The sequence below is a fragment of the Burkholderia sp. Bp8998 genome (assembly GCF_003854235.1).
In the GTDB taxonomy this organism is placed as follows: domain Bacteria; phylum Pseudomonadota; class Gammaproteobacteria; order Burkholderiales; family Burkholderiaceae; genus Burkholderia.
This window is the reverse complement of sequence record NZ_QTQF01000025.1, coordinates 13,920-38,627: the sequence shown is the minus strand read 5'-3', so window position 1 is coordinate 38,627 and position 24,708 is coordinate 13,920. Positions and strand designations below refer to the sequence as shown.

Annotated in this window: 21 protein-coding genes and 1 pseudogene; 16 read left to right on the top strand and 6 right to left on the bottom strand. The window is 69.9% G+C overall.

Annotated features, from left to right (window positions below):
* Positions 1–10 precede the first annotated feature (10 nt).
* From DIE06_RS23535 to DIE06_RS23525, 3 genes and pseudogenes are all read left to right on the top strand, one after another.
* Positions 11–734 (top strand): annotated as a pseudogene (locus DIE06_RS23535) (PLP-dependent aminotransferase family protein); the annotation flags it as partial.
* Between the two features lie 217 nt (positions 735–951).
* A complete protein-coding gene (locus tag DIE06_RS23530) occupies positions 952–2,487 on the top strand; it encodes an FAD-dependent oxidoreductase (protein ID WP_124663416.1) in 1,536 nt (511 codons plus the stop codon).
* A 219-nt stretch (positions 2,488–2,706) separates the two neighbouring features.
* Positions 2,707–3,039 (top strand): four-helix bundle copper-binding protein, encoded by a 333-nt coding sequence (locus DIE06_RS23525; RefSeq protein ID WP_124663415.1) that lies wholly within the window; start codon positions 2,707–2,709, stop codon positions 3,037–3,039.
* Positions 3,040–3,043: 4 nt separating this feature from the next.
* Here DIE06_RS23525 and DIE06_RS23520 read toward each other — a convergent pair whose 3' ends face one another.
* Positions 3,044–4,633: an ATP-binding protein gene (locus DIE06_RS23520; protein WP_124663414.1), complete on the bottom strand. Its 1,590-nt coding sequence runs from the start codon at positions 4,631–4,633 to the stop codon at positions 3,044–3,046.
* A gap of 303 nt (positions 4,634–4,936) precedes the next feature.
* On the opposite strand from DIE06_RS23520, the gene DIE06_RS23515 reads away from it, so the two are divergent.
* The 10 genes from DIE06_RS23515 to DIE06_RS23470 all read left to right on the top strand — a co-directional run bounded on the left by DIE06_RS23515 (position 4,937) and on the right by DIE06_RS23470 (position 14,571).
* Positions 4,937–5,302 (top strand): chemotaxis protein, encoded by a 366-nt coding sequence (locus DIE06_RS23515; protein WP_124663413.1) that lies wholly within the window; start codon positions 4,937–4,939, stop codon positions 5,300–5,302.
* Positions 5,303–5,481: 179 nt separating this feature from the next.
* Positions 5,482–6,369 (top strand): BON domain-containing protein, encoded by an 888-nt coding sequence (locus DIE06_RS23510; RefSeq protein WP_124663412.1) that lies wholly within the window; start codon positions 5,482–5,484, stop codon positions 6,367–6,369.
* 173 nt (positions 6,370–6,542) lie between these two features.
* Positions 6,543–7,070 carry a hypothetical protein gene (locus DIE06_RS23505; RefSeq protein ID WP_124663411.1) on the top strand — a complete coding sequence of 176 codons (528 nt, stop codon included), beginning with the start codon at positions 6,543–6,545 and terminating at the stop codon, positions 7,068–7,070.
* Positions 7,071–7,257: 187 nt separating this feature from the next.
* Positions 7,258–8,010 (top strand): SDR family oxidoreductase, encoded by a 753-nt coding sequence (locus tag DIE06_RS23500; protein WP_124663410.1) that lies wholly within the window; start codon positions 7,258–7,260, stop codon positions 8,008–8,010.
* Positions 8,001–8,612, top strand: a complete 612-nt coding sequence (locus DIE06_RS23495; RefSeq protein ID WP_185733457.1) for an HAD-IIIA family hydrolase — start codon at positions 8,001–8,003, stop codon at positions 8,610–8,612. Before DIE06_RS23500 ends, DIE06_RS23495 begins: the two co-directional genes overlap by 10 nt.
* Complete coding sequence (locus tag DIE06_RS23490; protein ID WP_124663409.1) at positions 8,609–9,811, top strand: glycosyltransferase family 9 protein; 1,203 nt, start codon at positions 8,609–8,611, stop codon at positions 9,809–9,811. The genes DIE06_RS23495 and DIE06_RS23490 overlap by 4 nt, the downstream gene beginning before the upstream one ends.
* A gap of 3 nt (positions 9,812–9,814) precedes the next feature.
* Complete coding sequence (locus DIE06_RS23485) at positions 9,815–11,560, top strand: carbamoyltransferase C-terminal domain-containing protein (RefSeq protein WP_124663408.1); 1,746 nt, start codon at positions 9,815–9,817, stop codon at positions 11,558–11,560.
* Positions 11,557–12,558: a glycosyltransferase family 2 protein gene (locus DIE06_RS23480; protein ID WP_124663407.1), complete on the top strand. Its 1,002-nt coding sequence runs from the start codon at positions 11,557–11,559 to the stop codon at positions 12,556–12,558. Before DIE06_RS23485 ends, DIE06_RS23480 begins: the two co-directional genes overlap by 4 nt.
* Positions 12,555–13,631 carry a glycosyltransferase family 9 protein gene (locus DIE06_RS23475; protein WP_124663406.1) on the top strand — a complete coding sequence of 359 codons (1,077 nt, stop codon included), beginning with the start codon at positions 12,555–12,557 and terminating at the stop codon, positions 13,629–13,631. The genes DIE06_RS23480 and DIE06_RS23475 overlap by 4 nt, the downstream gene beginning before the upstream one ends.
* Positions 13,621–14,571 carry a glycosyltransferase family 4 protein gene (locus DIE06_RS23470; protein WP_124663405.1) on the top strand — a complete coding sequence of 317 codons (951 nt, stop codon included), beginning with the start codon at positions 13,621–13,623 and terminating at the stop codon, positions 14,569–14,571. Before DIE06_RS23475 ends, DIE06_RS23470 begins: the two co-directional genes overlap by 11 nt.
* Positions 14,572–14,790: 219 nt before the next feature.
* Here the strand turns inward: DIE06_RS23470 and DIE06_RS23465 are convergent, their stop codons facing one another.
* Complete coding sequence (locus tag DIE06_RS23465) at positions 14,791–15,825, bottom strand: sigma-54-dependent Fis family transcriptional regulator (protein WP_124663404.1); 1,035 nt, start codon at positions 15,823–15,825, stop codon at positions 14,791–14,793.
* Between the two features lie 356 nt (positions 15,826–16,181).
* On the opposite strand from DIE06_RS23465, the gene DIE06_RS23460 reads away from it, so the two are divergent.
* Positions 16,182–17,549: a sigma-54 dependent transcriptional regulator gene (locus DIE06_RS23460; protein WP_124663403.1), complete on the top strand. Its 1,368-nt coding sequence runs from the start codon at positions 16,182–16,184 to the stop codon at positions 17,547–17,549.
* Positions 17,550–17,566: 17 nt separating this feature from the next.
* Here DIE06_RS23460 and DIE06_RS23455 read toward each other — a convergent pair whose 3' ends face one another.
* Both DIE06_RS23455 and DIE06_RS23450 read right to left on the bottom strand, forming a co-directional pair.
* Positions 17,567–18,490: a glycosyltransferase family 2 protein gene (locus tag DIE06_RS23455; RefSeq protein ID WP_124663402.1), complete on the bottom strand. Its 924-nt coding sequence runs from the start codon at positions 18,488–18,490 to the stop codon at positions 17,567–17,569.
* Complete coding sequence (locus DIE06_RS23450) at positions 18,469–19,176, bottom strand: PIG-L deacetylase family protein (RefSeq protein ID WP_124663401.1); 708 nt, start codon at positions 19,174–19,176, stop codon at positions 18,469–18,471. The genes DIE06_RS23455 and DIE06_RS23450 overlap by 22 nt, the downstream gene beginning before the upstream one ends.
* A 148-nt stretch (positions 19,177–19,324) precedes the next feature.
* On the opposite strand from DIE06_RS23450, the gene DIE06_RS23445 reads away from it, so the two are divergent.
* Positions 19,325–21,631, top strand: coding sequence for an ATP-binding protein (locus tag DIE06_RS23445; RefSeq protein WP_124663400.1), 2,307 nt, complete (start codon positions 19,325–19,327; stop codon positions 21,629–21,631).
* A gap of 43 nt (positions 21,632–21,674) precedes the next feature.
* Here the strand turns inward: DIE06_RS23445 and DIE06_RS23440 are convergent, their stop codons facing one another.
* Together DIE06_RS23440 and DIE06_RS23435 are read right to left on the bottom strand one after the other, a co-directional pair.
* On the bottom strand, positions 21,675–22,718 hold the full coding sequence (locus DIE06_RS23440) for a UDP-glucuronic acid decarboxylase family protein (protein ID WP_124663488.1): 1,044 nt from the start codon (positions 22,716–22,718) through the stop codon (positions 21,675–21,677).
* Positions 22,718–24,034, bottom strand: coding sequence for a glycosyltransferase family 1 protein (locus tag DIE06_RS23435; RefSeq protein WP_124663487.1), 1,317 nt, complete (start codon positions 24,032–24,034; stop codon positions 22,718–22,720). The genes DIE06_RS23440 and DIE06_RS23435 overlap by 1 nt, the downstream gene beginning before the upstream one ends.
* A 241-nt stretch (positions 24,035–24,275) precedes the next feature.
* Here DIE06_RS23435 and DIE06_RS23430 point away from each other — a divergent pair, with 241 nt between their 5' ends.
* Positions 24,276–24,683: a BON domain-containing protein gene (locus DIE06_RS23430; RefSeq protein ID WP_124663399.1), complete on the top strand. Its 408-nt coding sequence runs from the start codon at positions 24,276–24,278 to the stop codon at positions 24,681–24,683.
* Positions 24,684–24,708: the final 25 nt, after the last annotated feature.

Sequence of the window (24,708 nt, the reverse complement as noted above, 5' to 3'; positions counted from 1 at the left end):
TGCGACGCCAGCACTGGCGGCGATCGAAAAGTCGCGAGCCGATTGCCGCATGCATGGTGATGCCGAGCTTCCAGAATCCGCTCGGTTTCCAGATGCCCGACGAGCGCAAGCGCGAACTGGTTGAATTCGCAACGAAAGCCGACATGCCGGTGATCGAGAACGGCGTGTACAACGAACTGTATTTCGGCCATGCGCACCCGAGCGCGCTGAAGGCGTTCGACCGCAACGGGATCGTGCTGCACTGCGCGTCGTTCTCGAAGAGCCTGACGGCCGCCTGCCGGATCGGCTGGGCGCTGCCGGGCCGCTATCGCGAACAGGTCGAGAAGCTGAAGTTCCTGAACACGCTGGCGACGCCGTCGCTGCCGCAGCTCGCGATCGCCGAGTTTCTCGAGCGCGATGGCTACGAACATCACTTGCGGCGCTTGCGCAAGGCATATGCGCAGCAGGCGAACCTGATGCGCGCGATGGTGTCGCGGTTCTTTCCGGAGGGCACGCGCATCTCGAGCCCGGCGGGCGGCTACGTGCTGTGGGTCGAGTTGCCGCCGCAGGTCGATGCGATGCGGCTGTACCAGCTCGCGCTGGAGCAGGGGATCACGATCGGCCCCGGCTACATGTTCTCGATCGAGGACACCTACCGTAATTTCATCCGGCTGAACTACAGCAGCCCGTGGTCGCCGGAGACCGAGCGGGCGATCGTCACGGTCGGCAAGCTCGCGACGGCCTGCATGGACTGACGGCGCGGCACGCGGATTGCTCCGGTCGCGCAACCCCGTGCGCACGCGTGCGGTGTTGCACGTGTTGCACCGCAACGTGGATGACGTTCCATGCCGGTCGTGGATCGCATGCGAGCCACAGTCCGTGTTTGCGTGCGCTGCGGGGGCGTCTGTACCTGTTCTTTTCAGGAAGGACACCGATAATGGGATCGTTACCCCGCCCCAAGGGAGTCACGCCATGTCCGCAAGCACCACCTCGTCTTCACCTCCTGATCTCACACAGGGCATCGCGCTCGACGATCTCGCCGACGGCGCGATGATCGAGGGCCGGGTCGGCGACGCAGCGGTGCTGCTGGTACGCCGCGCCGACGAACTGTTTGCCGTGGGCGCGCAATGCCCGCACTACGGCGCACCGCTGGCTGAAGGATTGCTGGTCGGCGATACGCTCCGCTGTCCGTGGCATCACGCGGCGTTCTGCTTGCGCACCGGCGAACTGCTGCGCGCGCCGGCACTCGACGGCCTGACGTGCTGGCGCGTCGAGCGTCGCGATGGCCGCGCGGTCGTGCTCGATGCACGGCCGGCCGCATCGCCGCCGGTGTTGAACACGGCCGGGCTGCCCGAGTCGGTCGTGATCGTCGGCGGCGGCGCGGCCGCGATCGCGGCGGCCGTGACGCTGCGGCAGGAAGGCTATCCGCACGCGATCACGCTGCTGAGCGCGGATAGCGAGCCGCCGTACGATCGGCCGAACCTGTCGAAGGACTATCTGGCCGGCACGGCCGAGGCCGACTGGCTGCCGCTGCGCGGCGCGTCGTTCTATACCGAGCAGCGCATCGACGTGCGCTGCGGCACGCGCGTCGCGCGGATCGACCCCGCGCAGCACGCGGTCGAACTCGCGGACGGCAGCCGCGTCGGCTACGGCGCGCTGCTGCTCGCGACCGGCGCCGAGCCGAACCGGCTGACCGTGCCGGGTGCCGATCTGCCGCACGTGTGCGTGCTGCGCTCGCGCGCCGATTGCGATGCGCTGATCGGCAAGCTGACGAGCGCGCAGCGCTGCGTCGTGGTCGGCGCGAGCTTCATCGGCCTCGAAGCGGCCGCCGCGCTGCGCACGCGCGGGCTCGACGTGCAGGTGGTCGCGCCCGATGCGCATCCGATGGCGCGGGTGCTCGGCGACGCGCTCGGCGACACGATCCGCGCGCTGCACGAATCGCACGGCGTGACGTTCCATCTCGGCGCGACGCCCACGCAGATCGCGCCGGACCGCGTGACGCTGTCGAACGGCGACGCGCTGCCGGCCGACGTGGTGGTGGTCGGCATCGGCGTGCACCCGAACGTCGCGCTCGCGCAGGACGCGGCATTGGCCGTCGATCGCGGCGTGACGGTCGACCGTTTCCTGCAGACGAGCGCACCGGACATCTACGCGGCCGGCGATATCGCGCGCTGGCCCGATCCGTTGACGGGCGAACGCATTCGCGTCGAGCACTGGGTCGTCGCGGAGCGGCAGGGCATCGCCGCGGCGCGCAACATGCTCGGCCAGCAGCGGCCGTTCGACGCGGTGCCGTTCTTCTGGAGCCAGCATTACGACCTGACGATCCGCTATGTCGGCCATGCGGAGCAATGGGACCGCGTCGAGATCGACGGAGACTTGCGCGCGCATGACGGTTCGGTGACGTTCTGGCGCGGCAATACGCGGCTCGCGGTCGCGACGATCGGCCGCGATCTCGACTGCCTGCGGGCGGAAGCGGCGCTGGAGCAGCAGGGCGCGCCGCACGTGTGATGACGGGATGGCATGGCGACGTCTTCCCGTCGCTGAATGCAGCGCAGCCCACGCTCTCCTGATTTCCCGATGCGCGCCGCCGGGTGCGCGCCTTGCTCGATCGACGCGACGGTCACATCCACCTTTTTCGCCGTCGCCAAGGAGGGCCCGACACGAAAGCCGTCGTATTTCACGGCATCGGCGACTTTCGCATCGATAACCGGAACGAGGAGGGCCGAGATGAACGCAATCAACGATCGCTACGACAACTGCATGGCTGCGTGCGATGCGTGCGCGCTCGCATGCGATGCATGCACGGCCGGGTGCCTCGCGGAACCCGACCCGCACGCGCTGGCCGGCTGCATTGCGCTCGACATCGAGTGCGCGCAGCTGTGCCGCTTCGCATCGGGCGCAATGGCGCGCCGCAGCGTGCTCGCACCGCAGGTGTGTGCGCTGTGCGCGCATGCGTGCGAGCTGTGCGCGGCCGAGTGCCTGCTGCATGCGCATGACCATTGCCGCCGCTGCGCGCTGGCATGCGACGCGTGTGCGGCGATGTGCCGCGCGATGGCATGAGCGGTCAGCGCGCGTCCTGAACCTTGCGCGCGACGCGCTGCAGCAGCGCGTCGAGCACCGCCATCTCGACGGGCTTCACGAGGTGATCGTCGAAGCCCGCGCTCGCGGTGCGCGCGAGGTCGTCCGGGCGTGCATGGCCGGACAGCGCGGCGCAGGTCATGCCGGCCAGCGCGTCGATCGCGCGCAGTTCGCGCAGCAGCGTGAAGCCGTCGACGTCGGGCATCGACAGGTCGATGAGCATCAGGTGCGGGACCATGTCGCGGGCGAGCGCGAGCGCGTCGTCCGCGTTGTACGCGACGCGCGGCGCGTGGCCCTTGACCTGCAGCAGCACCGCGAGCGTGTCGGCGGAGTCGTGGTTGTCGTCGACCACCACGATGCGCAGCGGCACACCCGCCGGCTGTTCGATTGCGCGCGGCGCGGGCGCGTCGACGGGCGCCGTGCGCGCGGCATGCTCGACCGGCAGCCGCACCGTGAACGTCGCGCCGTGGCCGGGGCCGTCGCTTTCGGCGGCAATCCTCCCGCCGTGCAGCTCGACGAACGACCGGCAGATCGCGAGGCCGAGCCCGAACCCGTCCGACGGGCGCCGACCCGCCACGCCTTCCTGTTCGAACAGGTCGAAGATCGATTCGAGCGAGCCCGGCGCGATGCCGACGCCGTGATCGGTCACGCGGATCGCGACGACCGAGCCTTCGACGCGCGCGCCGACGTCGATGCGGCCGCCGTGCGGCGAGAATTTCGATGCGTTGTCGAGCAGGTTGTGCAGCACCTGCACGAGTCGCGCGGCGTCGCCGCACACCACCAGCGGATCGGCCGGCAGGTCGACGCGGATGCGCTGCTCGCGCGCGGCCAGCTTCGGCTGGATGCTTTCCACGCCGCGGCAGACGAGGTCGCGCACGGTCACCGGCGCGTTGTTGAGCTCGACCTTGCCGGCCGTGATGCGCCCGACGTCGAGCAGGTCGTCGACCAGCCGCGTCAGCTGCGCGACCTGGCGATGCACGGCGTCGCGGCATTGCGCGAGCGCCGGCGCCGGATCGCGCAGGCTTTGCAGCACGCCGACCGAATGGCGCAGCGGCGCGAGATGGTTGCGCAGCTCGTGCGCCAGCATCGCGATGAAGACGCTGAGCCGGTGCGTCGACACTTCGAGTTCCGCGAGGCGCTTGCGCTCGGTCATGTCGCGCGTGATCTTGATGAAGCCGGCCAGCTGGCCGGCATGGTCGCGCACGGCCGTGATCGTCACGCTGGCCCAGAACAGCGAGCCATCCTTGCGCACGCGCCAGCCTTCGTCCTCGAAGCGGCCGTTCGCGACGGCTTCGTCGAGGCCGAACGCCGGCCGGCCGGCCGCGATCGCGTCGGGCGGATAGAAGCGCGAGAAATGGTGGCCGACGATCTCGGCGGTGCGATAGCCCTTGATGCGCTCCGCGCCCGCGTTCCAGGTCGCGACGTTGCCGTGCGGGTCGAGCATGAACACCGCGTAGTCGGTGATCGCCCCGACGACGGTCTCGAAGCGGAACTCCGCGAAGCGGTGCAGCAAATCGCGCGCGTCGGCGGGCCCGAGCGGCGGGGGCGGATCGGAAATGAGGTCGTCTTTCTTCATCGGCACGGCAAGTCGGATGCAAGGGCGCTCGTGGCGCCCTGCCACGGCCGGGCGAGCCGGCGGCGGCAACTCGATTCGGATTGGCCCCCGCAAGCATAAGGGAACTCAATTCGGCTGATCAATGGGTGCGCATCGCCTGTGCCGCCCGCCGCACGACGCAGGAAATCCGGCGGGCGACGGCCCGCGCAATGGCGGCGAGGCATGCCGCTTGCATCGCCGTCGGGTCCGCACGCCGTGGCGGGCCGCGCGCGAACGCCGGTCCGGCAGCGGCGCGCCGCTCCACGGCTACACGAGGACACCGCCATGAACAGCACACTGAACCCGGACAACGAACCGGCCGGCCCGGACGACGAGAACGCACGGCGCGGCCGCGACGGCCGCGCGCTGGGGCCGAGCGACTCGTCCGACAGCGGCAGCGACACGGCCGGCGCGCGCCGTCATGCGTTCGACGTCGATTCGCCGCTCGACGAGCACGCGCTCGAACGCGGCGACGCCGCGCTCGACAGCGATACGGATCGCGCGGGCACCGGCGAGCGCGCGTCGGCGGACGGCGACGCGGGGCTCGAGGAAGGCGCGGATATCGAGCCGGATCGCACGGAACGGCTGGGCGAGCCCGGCGGCATCGACGATCCTGACGTGCCCGAGGAACCGGGCGCGGGCGGCGCATAGGGGCCCGATACGGCGCGTCGTCGCGCAAAAACTGCAATCGCGTTGCAGATAGGGACGTCCGGCTCGCGACCCCGGCACCGGCCGCGCATGCGGCACGCGATTTGCAACGACCCGACCGACGCGCGCCGCGATGCGGCATGGGGCCGTGCGCGGCACTGGCGCGCGCAAGGAGAGACACGATGCAACGACGATATCCCGGACGGCAAGCCGAACGCAGCGGCCCGCCCGACTGGCAGGAGCGCGGCGAACGCGCGTACCGGGGCGCCGGGGAGCGCGACTTCCGCGACGACGGACCGCGGCGGCACGACGCCGACTATGAATCCGCGTACCGGCGCTTCGCGAGCGAGGACGTCGGCCCGGAAGACTGGGGCAGCGAATGGAGCGAACGCTCGGCGCGCTTGTCTGCCGAGCAGGGTCGCGGCGATACCGGCACCGACTGGCGCGACGCGCCGGGCGGTACGCGCGATCCCGCGTGGGAGGCTGAACACGGCTACGGCAACCGCGGCCGGCGCACGGCAGGCGGCGAGGGTCGTGAAGGCCGCTATGGCGGGGACCAGCCGGCGTTCCGCGGTCATCACCGGATGGGCTGGTACGGCGGCGAGCGCGACTACGACCCACGCGACCCACGTGATCCACGCCGTGCCGATGCGCCGGACCCGTCGCGCTTCGGCAGCGACGCGCAACGCGAGGCCATGCGCCATCGCAGCGGCCCGAAAGGCTATACGCGGTCCGACGAGCGGATTCGCGAGGACGTCTGCGAGCAGCTCACGTATGCGCTCGACATCGACGTAAGCGACGTCACCGTGCAGGTGCGCGACGGCCGCGTCGAACTCGACGGCACCGTGCCGCAGCGCTGGATGAAGCACGACATCGAGGACATCGCCGACGGCTGCATGTGCGTGCGCGACGTCGAGAACCGCGTGCGGGTGCGCCGCGACGGCGAACACGACACGGGCATGGTGCTGCATCCGTCGCAACGCACCGTCACGCCGACGCAGCCCGCCGCGCGCGATCCTGAACCGGGCAGCGGCACCGGCACCGGCAGCGATCACGAACCGCGCCATTGACGGCCGACGCGCGGGACGACCGGGCCACGGCCACAGGCATCGCGCGCATGACGACCGGCACCGACGACCTGCCGCGCGACGATCGCGACTCGCGCGGCAGCGGCCGACCTGATCGAGGCGCTGCGCGCGCTCGCGTTTCCCCTCGCGTTTCCCGTTTCCCTCTGGAGAAATCCATGTCGAATCTTCCCCTGCCGACGACACGTGGAGCACTGACCGAGCGTCGCGGCGGTAGCGCGTTTGCCGACCGCCAGGCCGCGGTCGCGGCCGTCGAATTACTGCTGCCGACGTTGTCGGCCGCGTTGCAGAGCGACTTCGTCGGCGACAGCGGCTGCCTGCACATCGTGATCATGGACCCGGCGCTCGGGCCTCGCGACGCGGCGTTCGAGGACGCGATCCTGTACGAGTTCTCGCTGCCCGACCCGAAGGACTGGGATGCCGACTATCGCGCGTACGCGCGCGCGAAGGCGCGGCTGTCGTGGGAAACCGGCCGCGACGGTCATCTCGTGCAGGCGCTGGAGCCGTACCGGTTGCGCGCGGGCGACACGAACCTGTGGGGCGGCGTCGCGCAGCACGGGATCGTGGTCGGCGTCTCGGGCGCGCAGCCGTGGTTCGACGAGGCGTTCGCGGGCTGCATCGCGCACTGCCTGCGCGCGCTCGCGAAGCATCGCGCGCAAGCGACACCCGACGGGCTCGCGATCTGAGCGCGGCCGGCCGGGCCGCTTTTTACAGCAGGTTATAAAAAAAGCCAGCGGGCGCGCGCCGAGGCCCGATACGGCGCAGGCGTGCGCAGACTGGCATGGTTCTCGCTGTACCTCCGGTAGCGCCGCTTGTCACGACAAGCGTCACGACCGCGATTCCCGCGATTCTTCGGACGCTTGCAGGAGATCCATGTTGAACGCCACTCACGACCCCGCCCGCCCGCCGCTCGCCGGCCGCACCGCGCTCGTCACCGGCGGCGGCCGCGGTCTTGGCGAGGCCATCTGCGAGGAACTGGCGCAACACGGCGCGCACGTGATCGTCGCCGATCTCGACGGCGATCGCGCGGCGGCCGTCGCGCAACGCCTCGAGCGGCATGGCGGCCAGGCGATCGGAATACCGCTCGACGTACGCGACGAGGCGTCGGTGCTGCAGGCCGTGCGCGATGCGCGCGACGCGCTGGGCGATCTCGACGTGATCGTCAACAACGCGGCAATCGACGTGACCGCGCCGATCGACGACGTGAGCGTCACCGCGTGGCAGCAGGTGCTGATGACCAACCTGTTCGGCCCGTACCTGATGTGCCATGCCGCCGTGCCGATGATGAAGGCGCGCGGCAGCGGCCACATCGTCAACATCGCGTCGACCGCATCGAAGCGCGCGTGGCCGAATGCCTCCGCGTATCACGCGACGAAGTGGGGGCTGCTCGGCCTGTCGCATGCGCTGCACGCGGAGTTGCGGCCGGCCGGCGTGAGCGTGTCGGCGATCGTCGCGGGCGGGATGCGCACGCCGTTCCTGCTCGACCGCTTCCCCGACATCGACGAGGACACGCTGCAGCCGCCCGGGCACGTCGCGGCCGCCGTGCGTTTCGTGCTGACGCAGCCGCCGGGCACCGTCGTGCCGGAACTGATGGTGCTGCCGATGAAGGAGACGTCATGGCCCTGACGCGCGAACGGCGGTTGCCCGGCGCGGTGCTGCTCGACAAGGACGGCACGCTGCTCGAGAACGTGCCGTACAACGTCGATCCCGCGCGGATGCAGCTTGCGCCGGGTGCCGCGCGCGCGCTGCGCACGCTCGGCGCGACGGGCATGCCGCTCGCGGTCGTGTCGAACCAGCCGGGCGTCGCGCTCGGCCGCTTTACCGAACAGGAGCTTGGCGCGGTCCGCCAGCGTCTCGCCGAACTGTTCGAAGCGAACGGCGCGCTGCTGGCGGACTTTTTTTACTGCCCGCATCACCCGGCGGGCAGCGTGTGGCGCTACGCCTGCGACTGTCTGTGCCGCAAGCCGCGCCCGGGGATGCTGCGCCGCGCGCTCGCCACGCTCGGCGCCGTCGCCGAATGGAGCTGGATGATCGGCGACATCCTCGATGACGTCGAGGCGGGCCGTGCCGCGCGCTGCAGTACGATCCTCGTCGACTGCGGCAACGAGACCGAATGGCGGCTCGATGCGATGCGCACCCCGCACCATGTGGTCGACCGCCTCGATCTGGCCGCCGATATCGTCGCGCGCGAGGCGGCGCGCCGCCACGGCTTGTGGGGGCGTCGATGAGCGTTGCGTGGGATCGTGCACGCCGCATCCTGTGCGTGCGGCTCGACAGCCTCGGCGACGTGCTGATGACGACGCCCGCGCTGCGCGCGCTGAAGGAGAGCGCCCCCGGCCGCCGGCTCACGCTGCTGACGTCGCGTACCGGCGCCGCGCTGGAAAGGCACTTGCCGATGGTCGACGACGTGTGGACGTATGACGCGCCGTGGGTCAAGCATCCGAAGGTGTGCGGCGATCCGGTCGCCGATCTCGACATGATCGACCGGTTGCTGGCCGGCCGCTTCGATGCGGCCGTGATCTTCACTGTCTACAGCCAGAGCCCGCTGCCGGCCGCGATGATGTGCTGGCTCGCGGGCATCCCGCTGCGGCTCGCGCATTGCCGCGAGAATCCGTATGAACTATTGACCGACCGCGTGGCCGAGACCGAGCCGGAATCGCACGTGCGCCACGAGGTCGCGCGCCAGCTTGCGCTGGTGCGCGCGGTCGGCGCGAAGACGTCCGACTGGCGGATGGCGTTCGAACCCGGCGAGGCGGCGCGGCGCATGCTGCACGCCCGGCTGCGCGCCGCGCTGCAGCGGATCGGCAGCCCGCACCGGCCGGGGCCGGCACGGGCGCGCTGGCTGGTCGTGCATCCCGGCGCGAGCGCGGCGTCGCGGCGCTGGCCGGCCGAGCGCTTCGGCGCGGCGGCCGCGCGGCTCGCGCCGCTGTTCGACGGCATCGCGGTGACGGGCAGCGCCGACGAGCGCGCGCTCGTCGACGCCGTGTGCGAACGCGCGGGGCCGCGCGCGGTGCCGCTCGCCGGCATGCTGCCGCTCGGCGAACTCGGCGCGCTGATCGAGACGGCCGACCTGCTGCTGTCGAACAACAGCGGCCCCGTGCATCTCGCGGCCGCGCTCGGCACGCCGGTCGTCGACCTGTACGCCCTGACCAACCCGCAGCACACGCCGTGGCGTGTGCCGCACCGCGCGTTGAACGTCGATGTGCCGTGCCGCAATTGCTATCGCAGCGTGTGCAACCAGCCGGACCATCCATGCCTGCTCGGCGTGAGCGTCGACGACGTCGTCGCGGCGACGCACGCGCTGCTGCGCGGCAGCGAGCGCCATGCGCGGCGCGCGGCCGCGCGGGCCGCCGCGCACGGCGACGCGCCGGTCGCGGTGAACGCATCGAACGTGATTCCCTTCGCGCATGTCACGACGAGGAGCTGACGCATGCCCGGATCCACTTACACGCTCGGCATCAACGCCGCGTTTCACGACAGCGCCGCGTGCCTCGTGCGCGATGGCGTCGTGATCGCGGCGGCCGAGGACGAACGCTTCACGCACGTGAAGCATGCGAAGCGGCCGGTGCCGTTCTCGACGTGGGAGTTGCCGTATCATGCGATCGACTACTGTCTCGCGGAAGCGGACATCGTGCTCGCGGACGTCGACCATGTCGCATATTCGTATGATCCGTGGCTCGAGCTCGATCGTCGCGGCAACACGCCCGAGCTGACGCTGCCGCTTGCACCGTCCGCGCACGCGCCGCGCGCCGACGGCGCATCGCCGTGGCACCCGCTGTTCCTGTCGTCGATCGTGAACGCGCCGCGCCAGCTTGCGGGCGGCGTGCCGCATCATCTGCAGCGACGTTTTCGCGGCGTCGCGCACGACGGGCCGTTCCGCTGGCACTTCATCGAGCACCATCTCGCGCACGAGGCCAGCGCGTTTCTCGCGGCGCCGTACGACCATTGCGCGGTGATGACGATGGACGGGCGCGGCGAACGCGCGACGACGAGCTACGGCGTGTTCGACGGCCAGTCGTACCGGCGGCTCGGACAGGTCAACATGCCGCATTCGCTCGGCCTGCTGTTCGAGCACGTGACGCGCTACCTCGGCTTTCTGCACTCGTCCGACGAATACAAGGTGATGGCGCTCGCGTCGTACGGCAAGCCGGTGCTCGCCGACGAGATGCGCAAGCTGGTTCGCTACAACGGCCAGGGCCGCTACGAAGTCGCCGACTGCGACCTGGCCGCGCGGTTCGGCGCGCCGCGCGAACGCGGCGCCCCGATCGAGCCGCATCATTGCGATATCGCGCACGCGCTGCAGCTGGTGCTCGAGGAAACGACGCTGCAGGCGGTCGACTGGCTCGCCGCCGAAAGCGGCGAGAAGCAGCTCGCGATGGCGGGCGGCGTCGCGCTGAACTGCGTGATGAACGCGAAGATCCGCGATCGCGGCCCGTTCGACGATGTCTGGGTGCAGCCGGCCGCCGGCGACGCGGGCACGGCGCTCGGCGCCGCGCTGTGGACCGATTTCCGGATGCGCGGGATGCGCGGCGACTGGCGAATGGACCACGCGTATCTCGGGCCGTCGTACAGCGACGACGCGATCGAGGCGTTCCTGAAGGACGCACAGCTGCCGTACCGGCGGCTCGCGGACGTCGCCGCGCAGACGGCCGCGCTGCTCGCCATGAACCGCGTGATCGGCTGGTTCCAGGGCCGCATGGAGTTCGGGCCGCGCGCGCTCGGCGCGCGCTCGATCCTGGCTTCGCCGATCGATCCGGACATGCAGCGCAAGCTGAACCGGATCAAGGATCGCGAGGACTTCCGCCCGGTGGCGCCGGTCGTGCTCGAAAGCCGTGCCCATCACTGGTTCAACGGCGGCCGGCGCACGCCGCTGCGCGCGCCGTTCATGCTGTTCGTCTACGACGTCGCGCCCGGCGCCGAAGCGACGATTCCGGCGGTGCGCCACATCGATGGCACCGCACGCGTGCAGACCGTCGACGAACACCAGCATCCGCTGCTGCATGCGCTGCTGACCGAGTTCGACGCGCTGACCGGCGTGCCGGTGCTCGTCAACACGTCGTTCAACACGCGCGGCGAACCGATCGTGTGCTCGCCGCGCGACGCGATCGAGTGCTTCTGGACGTCCCCGCTCGACGCGCTCGTGATCGGTTCGTTCCTGCTGGAGAAACCGAGATGAACATGCGCGACACGCAACTGCCGCCGGTGGTGTCGGTCGTCGTGCCGACCTACCGGCGGCCCGATCTGCTCGAACGCTGCCTCGATGCCCTGTGCGTGCAGGTGTTCGATCCGACCACCTACGAGATCGTCGTCGTCGACGACGACCGGGCCGGCAGCGCGTGGCCCGTCGTCGACGCGTGCCGCGGGCGCGTTGCCGACGTGCCGGTGATCCGCTACATGACGGCGCCCGATACGCAGGGGCCGGCCGGCGCGCGCAACGTCGGCTGGCGCAGCGCGCGCGGCGCGCTGATTGCGTTCACCGACGACGACACGATTCCCGATCCGACCTGGCTGCGCTACGGCTCGGCCGCGCTGCTGGCCGAACCGTCGGCGGTGGCGGCGGTGGGGCGCATCGATGTGCCGCTGCGGCCGCACCCGACCGACTACGAGCGCGACGTGGCCGGCCTCGCGCGTGCGGAATTCGCGACCGCGAACTGCTTCGTGCGGCGCACGGCGCTCGAGCGCGTCGGCGGTTTCGACGAACGCTTCACGCGCGCGTGGCGCGAGGATGCCGACCTGATGTTCGCGCTGCGCGAGCATGCGGGGCCGATCGTCGGCGTCGATGCCGCGCGCATCGTGCATCCGGTGCGCCCCGCACGCTGGGGCGCGAGCATCGGCCAGCAGTCGAAGGTGTTTTTCGACGCGCTGCTGTACAAGAAGCATCGCGCGACCTACCGGCGCCATATCCGGCCGATGCCGCCGTGGAACTACTACGCGGCCGTGCTGTTCGCGCTCGGCGCGCTCGGCTGCTTCGTGGCCGGCTGGCGCGCGCCGGGCATCGCGTGCGCGGCGGCCTGGGCCGTGATCACCGCCGCGTTCTGCGTGAAGCGCCTGCGCGGTACGCGGCTCACGCCGTCGCATGTCGCCGAGATGATCGTCACGTCGATCGCGATTCCGCCCGTGTCGCTGTACTGGCGCATGCGCGGCGCGCTTCACTTCCGGGTGTTCTTCCTATGATGCTCGACTCTGCTTCGTCGTCCGGTCCGATGCGCATCGCGGTATTCCGCGCGCTGCAGCTCGGTGACATGCTGTGCGCGGTGCCGGCGCTGCGTGCACTGCGGCGCGGCGAACCGCATGCGCGCATCACGCTGATCGGGTTGCCGTCGGCGCGTGAATTCGCGTCGCGTTTCTCCGACTACATCGACAATTTCATCGCGTTTCCCGGCGCGCCGGGCCTCCGCGAACAGCCGGAAGCCGAGCCGGCCGCATGCGAGCGTTTCGTCGCCGAATGCCGTGCGCGCGACTTCGATCTCGCGATCCAGCTGCACGGCAGCGGCGCGCAGACCAATGCGATCGTCGCGTCGCTCGGCGCGACGCGCACCGCCGGCTTCGTGCCGCCGGACGGCGGCACGACCGAGCTCGACTGTTCCATCACGTGGCGCGACGGCGAGCCCGAGGTCACGCACTGCCTGTCGCTGACGCGCAAGCTCGGCTATCCGGACTGGGGCGACTACCTGGAATTCCCGCTCGGCGGTCTCGACTACGCGCTGTGGCATGTGCTGTGCGACGAGCACGCGCTCGACCCGGGCCGCTACGTGATCGTCCATCCGGGCGCGCGGATGGCGTCGCGGCGCTGGCCGATCGAGCGTTTCGCGGGCGCCGCGCGGCAGCTCGCGGACGACGGCTGGCAGATCGTGCTGACCGGCACGCGCGGGGAACTCGCGCTGGCTGCCGCATTCGTCGAGCATCTCGCGCGGCCGTGCGTGAACCTGTGCGGGCGCACGCCGCTCGGCGCGCTGGCCGCGCTGATCGGCCGCGCGCGGCTCCTGTTGTGCAACGACACGGGCGTGTCGCACGTCGCGGCGGCGTTCGGCACGCCGAGCGTCGTCGTCGCATGCGGCAGCGACACGGCCCGCTGGGCGCCGCTCGACGCGGACCGTCATCGCGTGCTCGCGAACTACCCGGCCTGCCGGCCGTGCATGTTCGACACCTGTCCGTACGGACACGAGTGCGCGACCGCGATCGGCATCGACGACGTGATGGAGCGGGTGGGCGAACTGCTCGCGGAGGAGAGACGTCATGTCACGTAAGCGGTTGCGCGTGCTCACCTGGCACGTGCATGGCAACTACCTGTATTACCTGTCGCAGGCGCCGCACGATTTCTACATCGTGACGAAGCAGCAGCATCCGCCCGGATATGCGGGGCGCGTCGGGCACCTGCCGTGGGGCGACAACGTGCACGAGGTGCCCGCCGAATGCGTGCGCGACACCGAGTTCGACTGCGTGCTGTATCAGCATCACAGTCACTACGAACACGACCGGCTGCGGCTGCTGAGCGACGCGCAGCGCGTGCTGCCGGCGCTGTTCGTCGAACACGATCCGCCGCGCGAGCATCCGACCGACACGCTGCATCCGGTGCAGGACCCGCACGTGCTGCTGGTGCACGTGACGCCGTTCAACGCACTGATGTGGGACAGCGGCGTCACGCCGACCCGCGTGATCGAGCACGGCGTGCTGCTGCCCGACGGCGTCGCGTATCACGGCACGCTGCCGAAGGGCGTGACGGTCGTGAACAACCTCGCACGGCGCGGGCGGCGTCTCGGTGCCGACCTGTTCGAGGTCGTGCGTCACAGCGTGCCGCTCGACCTGGTCGGGATGGGCTCGACCGCGCTCGGCGGCATCGGCGAAGTACCGAACCCGGCGCTGCCGCAGTTCCTGTCGCACTACCGGTTCTTCTTCAACCCGATCCGCTACACGAGCCTCGGGCTCGCGGTGATCGAGGCGATGACGATCGGGCTGCCGATCGTTGCGATTGCAACGACCGAGATGGCCCAGCTCGTGAGGAGCGGCTACAACGGGGTTGCCGACACGCGGCCGGCCGTGCTGATCGACGCGATGCGCATGCTGATCCGCGATCCGGAACTCGCGCGCGAGTGGGGCGCGGCGGCGAAGCGCGACGCGTGCGAGCGGTTCGGGATCGAGCGGTTCGTGCGCGACTGGGACAACGCGTTGCGCGACGTCGCGTCCTAGGGCCTGTTCACGCTAATGACGGGCTTGCGAACGTGCCTTTCCGCCCGCAGGGCAAGGAGAGAGGAGGCGCAATAGCCGTAGCTATTGCAACGACGAACGACGCCGCAATGCGGGCGGAAAGGCACGTTCCCCTGTTTTGGAAAATTCATTCGTGGGGCCAGCGCAAGCCCGTTATTAGCGTGAACAGGCCCTAGCCGACGCCGCCTTTGGGCGGCCCGCTTACGCGGGGGGCGGGCCGGGTGGCGTGGCCGCGCTCGCGGCACCGGCGGTGCCGCCGGCATCGGCCGCGCCGCTCGTCGCGTTGCGTTCGTGTTCGGGTAGCAGCGCGAGGCGGTTGTACAAGGTCTTCAGGCTGATGCCGAGCGCCTTCGCGGTACGCGGCTTGTCGCCGTTGTAATGGCGCAGCGACGCGGCGATGAAGCGCTGCTGCGTATGCGCGAGCGTCGTGCCGATGTGCAGCGTCATCGCGTTGTGGCGCACTTCCTCGCGCGGCGGCAGCCGGCGCGGCAGCTGCAGTTCGATCTGTTCGTCCGCAAGGATGAATGCACGCTCCAGCGCATTGCGCAGCTCACGCACGTTGCCGGGCCACGTGTAGGCGCGCAATGCCTTCATCGCCTGGATCGACAGGCGCTTGCGTGTGCGGTGCCGCGCGTTCAGCCGTTCGACGATCTGCAGCGCGATGTCGCCGACGTCGTCCTCGCGCTGCCGCAGCGCGGGCACATGCAGCGCGATCGTCGCGATCCGGTAGAAGAGATCCTCGCGTAGCCGGCCGCTGCGCACGGCCTCGACCGGATCGTGATGGGTGGCCGCGACGATCCGCACGTCGAGCGGAATCGCTTCGTGGCCGCCGACGCGCACGATCGTGTTCGACTCGAGCGTGCGCAGCAGCTTTACCTGCAATTCCGCGGGCATTTCCGCGATTTCGTCGAGAAACAGCGTGCCGCCGCGTGCCGCTTCGAACATGCCCACATGTTGTGCAACGGCACCCGTGAAGCTGCCTTTTTCATGTCCGAACAAATGCGATTCCGCGATGTCCTTCGGGATGGCACCGCAGTTGACGGGTACGAACGGTCCGCGCCGGCGCGGACTCATGTCGTGGATGAGCCGCGCGACGATGTCCTTGCCGGCGCCGCTTTCGCCGACCACCAGCACACTGACGCGCGTCGCGGCAACACGCGCTACTTTCAGCAGCAACTGCTGGATCGTTTGCGAGCGGCCGAACAGCCGCGTGCCGTCATCGGCTGATTTCGACATGGGTGAGTCGTATTGGGAATTTTTGACCGAAATCGGCGAGACAAGGTGAAAGCGAGGTGAAAAAATGACGGGTGCGCGTCGTTTTCCACGTGGACAGCATAAACTTTATCCGTCTCCTTTCGGATTGAATCTGGCAATGTGCCAGCCGCGAGCGGATAGATTTATTCGATGAGCAGCGAATGCACGACACGCTTCTTCTATACTGCTAAGCACGCGTTTGTCATGGCAGCACGGCTTGTCTGATCGTTCACATGCGGTGCGGATGTGCCGCCAGGTGCGCGGCGTCGTACCCCGCATCGCATGCTCGCCGCGGTTTCGGCCGATGCTCGCGCCGGGCCGCATTACAAGGAGCTTCGATGCCTCATGTCCTGATCGTCGAAGACGATGCCGATACGCGCGCGATGCTTGCGACGCTCGCGCAAGCGCAGCAGCTCGTGTGCGACACGGCCGCGACGCTCGAAGAAGCGCGCACGCTCGTCTCGACGAATACCCCCGATCTCGTGTTGTGCGACCTCGTACTGCCGGACGGCAACGGGATGGATCTGTTCGACGCGTTGCCCAAGCGCGCGCATTGCGAAATGGTGCTGACCACCGGTCACGCGAGCCTCGAAACCGCGATCGATGCATTGCGGCGCGGCGCGACCGACTACCTGGTGAAACCGCTCAACATGCAGCGGCTGAACAGCATCTTCGCGCGGGTGCCGCGCACCACCGCGTTGCACGAGGAAATCGCCGAGCTGCGTTCGGAGCTGAAGCGCCTCGGGCGCTTCGGCCGGATGCTCGGCAGCTCGCCCGCGATGCAGGCCGTCTATGACGCGATCGGCCGCGTCGCGCGGACCGAAGCGTCGGTGCTGCTCACCGGCGAATCGGGCACCGGCAAGGAACTCGCCGCGCAGACGGTGCACGACCTGAGCCTGCGCCGGCGCGGACCGTTCCTCGCAGTGAACTGCGGCGCGATTGCCGCGAACCTCGTCGAAAGCGAGATGTTCGGCCACGACCGCGGCAGCTTCACCGGCGCGGAGCGGCAGCACAAGGGTTTCTTCGAACGCGCGGACGGCGGCACGCTGTTCCTCGACGAAATCACCGAGATGCCGGTCGAATCGCAGGTCAAGCTGCTGCGCGTGCTGGAAACCGGGCGGCTCACGCGGCTCGGCTCGACGCGCGAGATCGACGTCGACGTGCGCATCGTCGCGGCGACCAATCGCGATCCCGAAGCCGCGATGGCCGACGGCAAGCTGCGGCCCGATCTCTATCACCGGATCAACGTGTTCCCGATTCCGCTGCCGTCGCTGAGCGAGCGCGGCGACGACATCCCGATGCTCGCGGATGCCTTCCTGCAGCACTACAACGAGGAAAGCGGCCGCAACCTGCGCTTCACGCCGGCCGCGCGCGAAGCGCTGAAGAGCTACGCGTGGCCCGGCAACGTGCGCGAACTGCGCAACTTCGTGCAGCGTGCGAGCATCTTCAGCGACACCGACGTGATCGACACGCTGCCGCCGCCGATCATGGACGAACTGTCGAGCATGGTCGACTCGCATGAAGATCGCGTGACGGTGCCGTTCGGCACGCCGCTCGAGGAGGTCGACCGCAAGCTGATCCTCGGCACGATCGCACAATGCGGCGGCGTGAAGGCGCAGGCGGCCGAGGTGCTCGACGTCAGCCTGAAGACGATTTACAACCGGCTCGCGCAACTGGAAGACGAAGCGGAAAAGCCGGACTCCTGATGCCGTGCGCGATGCGCTCACGCACGCGCGTCCGCGCGGCGCCGCGCCTCGTCACGGAGCCGGCGGCGCATGCGTTCGACGTGCGGCGGAATCGGGCGCCGCTCGCGCAGGATCCACGACAGCCCGGCGAACGCGCGTGCGACGCAGCGTTCACGCCACAGGCGCGGCAGCATGCGGATCGTATTGCCGAGCGCCGCGCCGGCCGGCCATCTGAGCCACGCGGTCCACACCGCGTTGCGGGTGGAGACACTCACGCGCGTCTGGACGTCGCGCTGCATCGAAGGGTAATGATGAACCGTCAGGTGCGGTGCATACACGAGCCACGCACCGGCGCGATACAGGTCGAGCGCGAGCAGCGCTTCCTCGCCGCCGAGGAAGTAGCGCGGGTGATAGCCGCCTGCCCGCAGGAACGTGTCGCGCCGGAATGCCGTCGCGCCGGCGAGGAGCCCGAGGATCGGGCGGCCGGGCAGCGCGACGCTCGCATCGAGCGGGCTGTCGGCCATCAGCCGGCAGGTCGGGTCTTCGCGCTCGTTCGGGCCGACCAGCACGCGCGCGGTGACGGCCGCGACGTGCGGATACGCATCGAGCAGGTTCGCGGCTTCCGCGATCGAGCCGGGCGCCCACCACGTGTCGTCGTCGCAGAACGCGACGTGGCGCGTGCGCGCGACGGCCGCGCCGAGATTGCGACCGGCCGCGCCGAGGTTGCCCGGCGCATGCACCAGCGCCGCGTGCGGAAAGCGGTCGCGCACGAGCGCGGCGGTCTCGTCGTCCGACCCGTTGTCGACGACCACGATCGCGGGCCGGTCGGGCAGGTCGGAGAGCCGGGCGAGCGTGCGCGCGAGTTCCGCCGCGCGTTGACAGGTCAGCACGACCGCCGTCACGCGCCCTTCGCGCGGCGGCAGCGCGACACGCGCGGGTGTTACACGGACAAGCTGCCGCATGCGAGCCGCCAGTACGTTTCGGGTTCACGGAGATCGGCGCGCATATGAGGCTCGAACAGCGCAATCTGGCTCGCATAGGCGTCCACGGCGGCGGCCTTCGCTGCTGCACCCTCCGTGCGGCTGCCGGCCGGCGCGCCGACCGGATGCCCGATCCAGCCATGCTCGCGCCAGCCGATCACGCGCCTGGCCATCAGCCCGTCGATGCGCCGGTACGGCACATCCTCGTAGAAGCGCCACACGCGCGATACGTCGCCCGACCGGGCGTGGGCGCGCAGCAGCGCCAGCATGGCCTGCTGCACGCGCAGGTGATCGCGATGGAACAGGCCGGCAGGCGCCAGCACGCCGAAACCCGGGTGCGCATCGATCGTGTCGGCCAGGCGCGCGGCGATCGCCGTCGAGGCGGCCGGCGTGCCGTACTGGTCGTCGAGGAAGTCGAGCCACACGGGCCGCGCATCGAGTATCGCGAGCGCGTGCCGGTCTTCGTCGCGGCGCGCGCGCATGGCTTCGTCGGCGCTATGGAAGCCGGCGCGGCGATCCCACGGCTGGGCGGGCGTATCGCGGGCCGGAATGCCCGCGAAGACCGTGACGACGACCGAGCCGGGCGTTTGCGCGAGCAGTCGTCCGCAGCTGAAGACGGCATCGTCGAGATGCGGCGAGACGACGAGCCAGCGTGTTGGAGCGGTCATGTCCTGAATGTCTCCGTCGTAACAGGTGCAAGAGGTGCAAGCGGCCGGGCCAGCGGTGCCGGTCGCCGAGCATGCGGGCGAGCAGGGGGCATGCCCGCCCGGTCACCGGTGGCCGGCCGACGCCAGCCTGCCGGCAGGAGCGTGTCCGATGTTTGAAACTGCGCGGCCGCAAGCCGGAAATTACGCAACCGCCGTGATGCTCGTCGCGATCGCGACCGTGCTGCAGACGCTCGCGATCCGCTTCGGCGGCGTGAACCTGCCGCTCGTCCTGTACTACCCGATGCTGGCCGGCGCGGCGTGGGCGACCTCGCTCCCGTTCGGCATCGTGTCGACCGGCATCAGCGGGCTGCTGGTCTGGACGCTGTTCCTGTCCGATCCGGGCGCCTATACCGAGCCGCTGCCCGACCGGCTCGTGCGGCTCGGCACCTTCTTGCTGGTCGGTGTGCTGGTCTGCGCGATCGCGGCCATGCTGCGCCGCGCGCGGCTCGCGAACGACGTCGCGCGCCGGCGCGAAGCCGCCGCGCGGCGGCAGCTCGAAGCCGTGCTGCAGGCGCTGCCGCATGGCGTGATCGCGGCCGATACGAAAGGGCGGGTCACCTATCTGAATGCGGCCGCGGCCGGGTTGACCGGCTGTCGCGCGGTCGATGCGACGGGCCGGCCCGTGCGCGACGTGCTGCGCGTGTTCGATCACGAGGACCGGCGCGTGCTGACTACGTCGCTCGATCGCGCGCTCGGCGGTGCGCAAGCGCTGTCCGACCGGCACTGGCTGCACGGCGCGGACGGCAGCACGCCGGTGCCGATCGTCGAGACGGCGTCGCCGATCGCGGATGCGGACGGCAACGTCGACGGCGCGGTGCTGCTGCTGCGTGATGCCGGCGCGGAACGCGCGCTTACCGATACGTCGCGGCTGCAGCTCGCGGTCGTCGATGCGTCGCCGGACGCGATCGTCGGGATCGACGGCCAGGGCCGCATCGTCAGCTGGAACCCGGCTGCACAGCGGATCTTCGGGTATGACGAAGCCGACGCGCGCGGGCGTCCGCTCGAAGCGCTGGTCGCGATGCGCTGGCTGCGCCGCAATCCGCTTTCCGAAGCGTTCGACACGATGCATGAAGCGGTTGGCCCGCTCGAACTGTTGTGCGTGCGGCGCGACGGCCGGCGGTTTCGCGCGACGGTGTCCGCCTGCCCGGTGCGCGGCGATGCGCGCAGTTGCGTCGCGCTGTCGCTGACGCTGCGCGAGACGGGCGCGCAACGCCGTCGTGAGCTGCGCACCCAGCGCTCGCTGCAGGGCGCGCGCGACGCGCGTGACCATGCCGATACGTCGAACCGCCTGAAGGACGAACTGCTTGCGACGGTGTCGCACGAGCTGCGCACACCGCTGAACGTGATCTACGGCTGGGTCGAGGTATTGCGCCATTCCGGCGACGCCGCACTGCAGCAGCAGGCGGTCGACGCAATCGACCGCAGCGCGCGTTCGCTCACGCGGATGGTGGGCGACATCCTCGACGCATCGTCGCTCGCGACCGGCAAGCTGCGGATCGATGCGATGCCGGTCGACGTCGTGCGGCTGTTCTCCGATGTGGTCGGAGCGTTCCAGACGGCCGCATCGTCCACCGGGATAGTGCTTGAATTCGAGTGCACGGCGAGCGCTTGCGTGGTGTCGGGCGACGCGGAGCGCCTGCGGCAGATGGTGTCGAACCTCGTGTCGAACGCGCTGAAATTCACGCCGGGCGGCGGCGCGGTGACGGTCACGCTCGCGCGCGACGACGCGCACGCGGTGCTGACCGTCGCCGATACGGGCCAAGGCATTCCCGCCGCGTTCATTCCGCATGTATTCGACATGTTCCGCCGCGCGGACGAATCGCCGGCGTCGTCGCGGCGCGGGCTCGGGCTCGGCCTGTCGATCGTCCGGCACATCGCCGAGCTGCACGGCGGCAACGTGCGCGTCGACAGCCCGGGCCGCAATCGCGGCGCGACGTTCACCGTGACGCTGCCGGCCGGCTGGCAGCCGATCGGCGCGATGGCGTGGGGCGTCGCGCAGCCGCGCGAGCGCCCTGATCCGCTCGCGCTCGACAGGCAGCGCATCCTGATCGTCGACGATGATGCAACCACACGTGCGAGCCTGACGGCGGCGCTGACGACGCTCGGCGCGACCGTCGCGATCGCATCGTCGGGCCGCGAAGCACTCGCGGTCGTCGACGACATGCGGCCCACCGTCGTGCTGTCCGACCTCGCGATGCCCGACGGCGACGGCTTCTGGCTGCTGGACGCATTGCGCCACGGCGGCGCGAACGGCGCCACGCCGCCCGACCTGCGCGTGCTGGCCGTGACCGCACACGCAGGACTCGCCGACGAGCGCCGCGCGCTCGAAGCGGGGTTCGACGGCTATCTGTGCAAGCCGGTCGACCTGGGCGAGCTGGCGCAGAAGATCGCGCGCGTGACGCAGCGAGACGGCTGATGCGGGGCGCGCGGCGACCGGCGCATCGGGTCGTGCCGTCACGTCATGTCGCCGCCGGCCGGTTCTGCGTGCTGATCTGCGCGAGCATGTGCGACGCGATCTGCGTGCTGCGCACGAGGTCGCCGGGCGTGTGATGCACCGCCTGCCGATGGATGAAATACCGCGCGGTATGCGCGAGCCCGTTCGCGAGCGGCGTCGTCGCGCGCCAGCCGAGGCGCCGGTGCGCGGCGTCGAGATCGGGCCGCCGCTGGCGCGGATCGTCCGACGGCAGCGGGCAGAACTCGATCGCGACCGTCGTGCCGACGATCCTCACGACCTCGCGCGCGATGTCGATCATCGCGATCTCGTCATCGCTGCCGAGGTTCACCGGCGCGCATGCGTCACCCGATTCATCCATCAGCCGGATCAGCGCATCGACCATGTCGTCGACATAGCAGAACGAGCGCGTCTGCCGGCCGTCGCCGTAGACGGTCAGCGGCTCGCCGGCCAGCGCCTGCGTGATGAAGTTCGACACGACACGACCGTCGGCCGGATGCATGCGCGGCCCGTACGTATTGAAGATCCGCGCGATCCGCACGTCGGTGCCGTACTGGCGGTGATAGTCCATGAACAGCGTTTCCGCGCAGCGCTTGCCTTCGTCGTAGCACGCGCGCAGGCCGATCGGATTCACGCGGCCGCAGTAATGCTCGTCCTGGGGATGCACGTCGGGGTCGCCGTACACCTCGCTCGTCGATGCCTGCAGGATGCGCGCCTTCAGGCGCTTCGCGAGGCCGAGCAGGTTGATCGCGCCGTGCACGCTGGTCTTGGTCGTCTGCACCGGATCGCGCTGGTAGTGCACGGGCGACGCCGGGCACGCTAGGTTGTAGATCTCGTCGACCTCGACGTACAGCGGAAACGTCACGTCATGACGCATCAGCTCGAAGTTCGGCGCGTTGAGCAGATGCGCAATGTTCTCCTTGGTCCCCGTGTAGAAGTTGTCGACGCACAGCACGTCGTGCCCGGCCGTCACGAGGCGTTCGCACAGATGTGAACCGAGAAACCCGGCGCCGCCGGTGACCAGTACGCGTTTGCGATCGTAGCCCTTCATCATGCATTCTCCTTGCGGTGCGCGAGTACGCCCTGGGTGGTCGCGACCGGCGTGCGTCGGCTGCTGGCCGCGGTGCCGGCGCGCGGCGGATGCACGACGTCGCGATAGATGTCGACGAGGCGGTCGGCCACGCCGCGCCACGTATAGAAGCGATGCGCGCGCAGGTAGCCGGCGCGGCCGAGTGCGGCGCACAGGTCGGGCCGGGCCCGCAGTTGTACGAGCCGCTCGGCGAGCGCGGCCGGGTCGCGCGGCGGCACGAGGTAGCCGGTGACGCCGTCGTCCACCGTCGTGCGGATGCCGCCGACGTCGCTGCCGATCACCGGCGCCGCGCACGCCATCGCCTCGACCGGCGTGATGCCGAACGGCTCGTACCACGGTGTCGTCACGAACACGTCGGCCGCGCTGTAGCACAGGTGCAGTGCATCGCGCTCGCGCCGGCCGACGAAGATCACGCGGTTCGCGATGCCGATGTCGTGCGCGAGCGCGGCGAGCCGCGCGAGTTCCGGGTCGCGCGCGGGGTCGGGCGTCGCGTGGCTGCCGCCGACGATGTAAAGCCGCGTCGGCCGTTGCGGATCGCGCGGCATCCGTGCGAGCGCATCGATCACGGTGTCGATCCCCTTGCGCGGCACGAGACGCCCGAGTTGCAGCACCATGAACGCATCCTGCGGCCAACCGAGCCGCGCCCGCGCATCGATACGTGGCACCGGCCGGAATTCGCACGCATCGAACCCGCATGGCACGATCTCGATGCGCGCGGCGTCGGCGTGATAGTGGGTGGTCAGGTCGAGCGCATCCTGCGGGCATTCGGCGATCAGCCGGTCCGAGCGGCGTGCGAGCGTGTCCTCGATCGTGAAGCGTTCGTCGGGGAAGCCGTCGGCCGCGCCCTGATGCAGCCGGCGCACGCGGCCGAGTGCATGGAACGTCGTGACGAGCGGGATGCCGAGGCGCTTCTTCACGCGCAACGCGGCCTCGCCCGACATGAAGAAGTTCGCGTGCATCACGTCGACCGGATCGGGTTCGCACCGCATGCGCGCGATCATCTGGTCCGCGAACGCGCCCATGTACGGCAGCAGCCGCTCCTTCGGCACGTCGACGGGCGGGCCGGCCGGCACGTGAATCACGCGCATGCGCGAACCGATCCGCACGACGTCGGGCAGGTGCGGATCGTCGCAACGCGTGTAGACGTCGACGTCGAGGCCGCGCTCGGCGAGCTGCTTCGCGACGTTCGCGACGTAGATGTTCTGCCCGCCCGCATCCACGCCGCCGATCACCCCCAGCGGTGACGCATGTTCACTGATCAACGCGATTCTCTGCATGGTGTTGCTCCCAAGGTCGGGGCCGCGCCGGTGGGTCCCGTTGCGTCCCTGTTCGGCAATCGCCATGCCCGGAACTTTGCGGGTCATGCGTCCCGCCGGTGTGCCGAAAAAATTACAACGCGTTGGATTAAAGGGCGTCTGATCGGCGTGCCGCATGCCCGAGCGGCGTACCGCGCGCGGCACGCCGCTTGCGCCATCGGGATACCCGCCGGCCATGCCGGCCCCACGAAAGGAGGTCACGATGAAGGTATTCCCGCTGCAAGCTCGCGCAACGCGATTCCGCCGTCATCCCGCCGCGCGTCTCGGCATGGCGATCGCGATCGCCGCGGCCACCGCCTGCACGGTGGTCGCGCCCGACGTGTTCGCCGCCGGTGACGACGCCGCGACATCGTCATCCATGTCGTCGTCGACGCATTCGAGCACGGGCACGAAGATCCACGACGCAACCATCACGACCAAGGCCAAGGCCGAACTGGTCGGCACGAGCGGCCTGTCGGCCGGCGACATTCACGTGAAGACCCGCCACGGCATCGTGATGCTGACCGGCAGCGTGCCGGACGAACAGCAGCGCGCGCAGGCGGTCGGCGTCGTCAGGAAGATCGACGGCGTGCAGGACGTGCGCGACCAGCTGACCATCCGTCCGAAATAGCCGCGGCGCCATGGAAGGAGTCCAG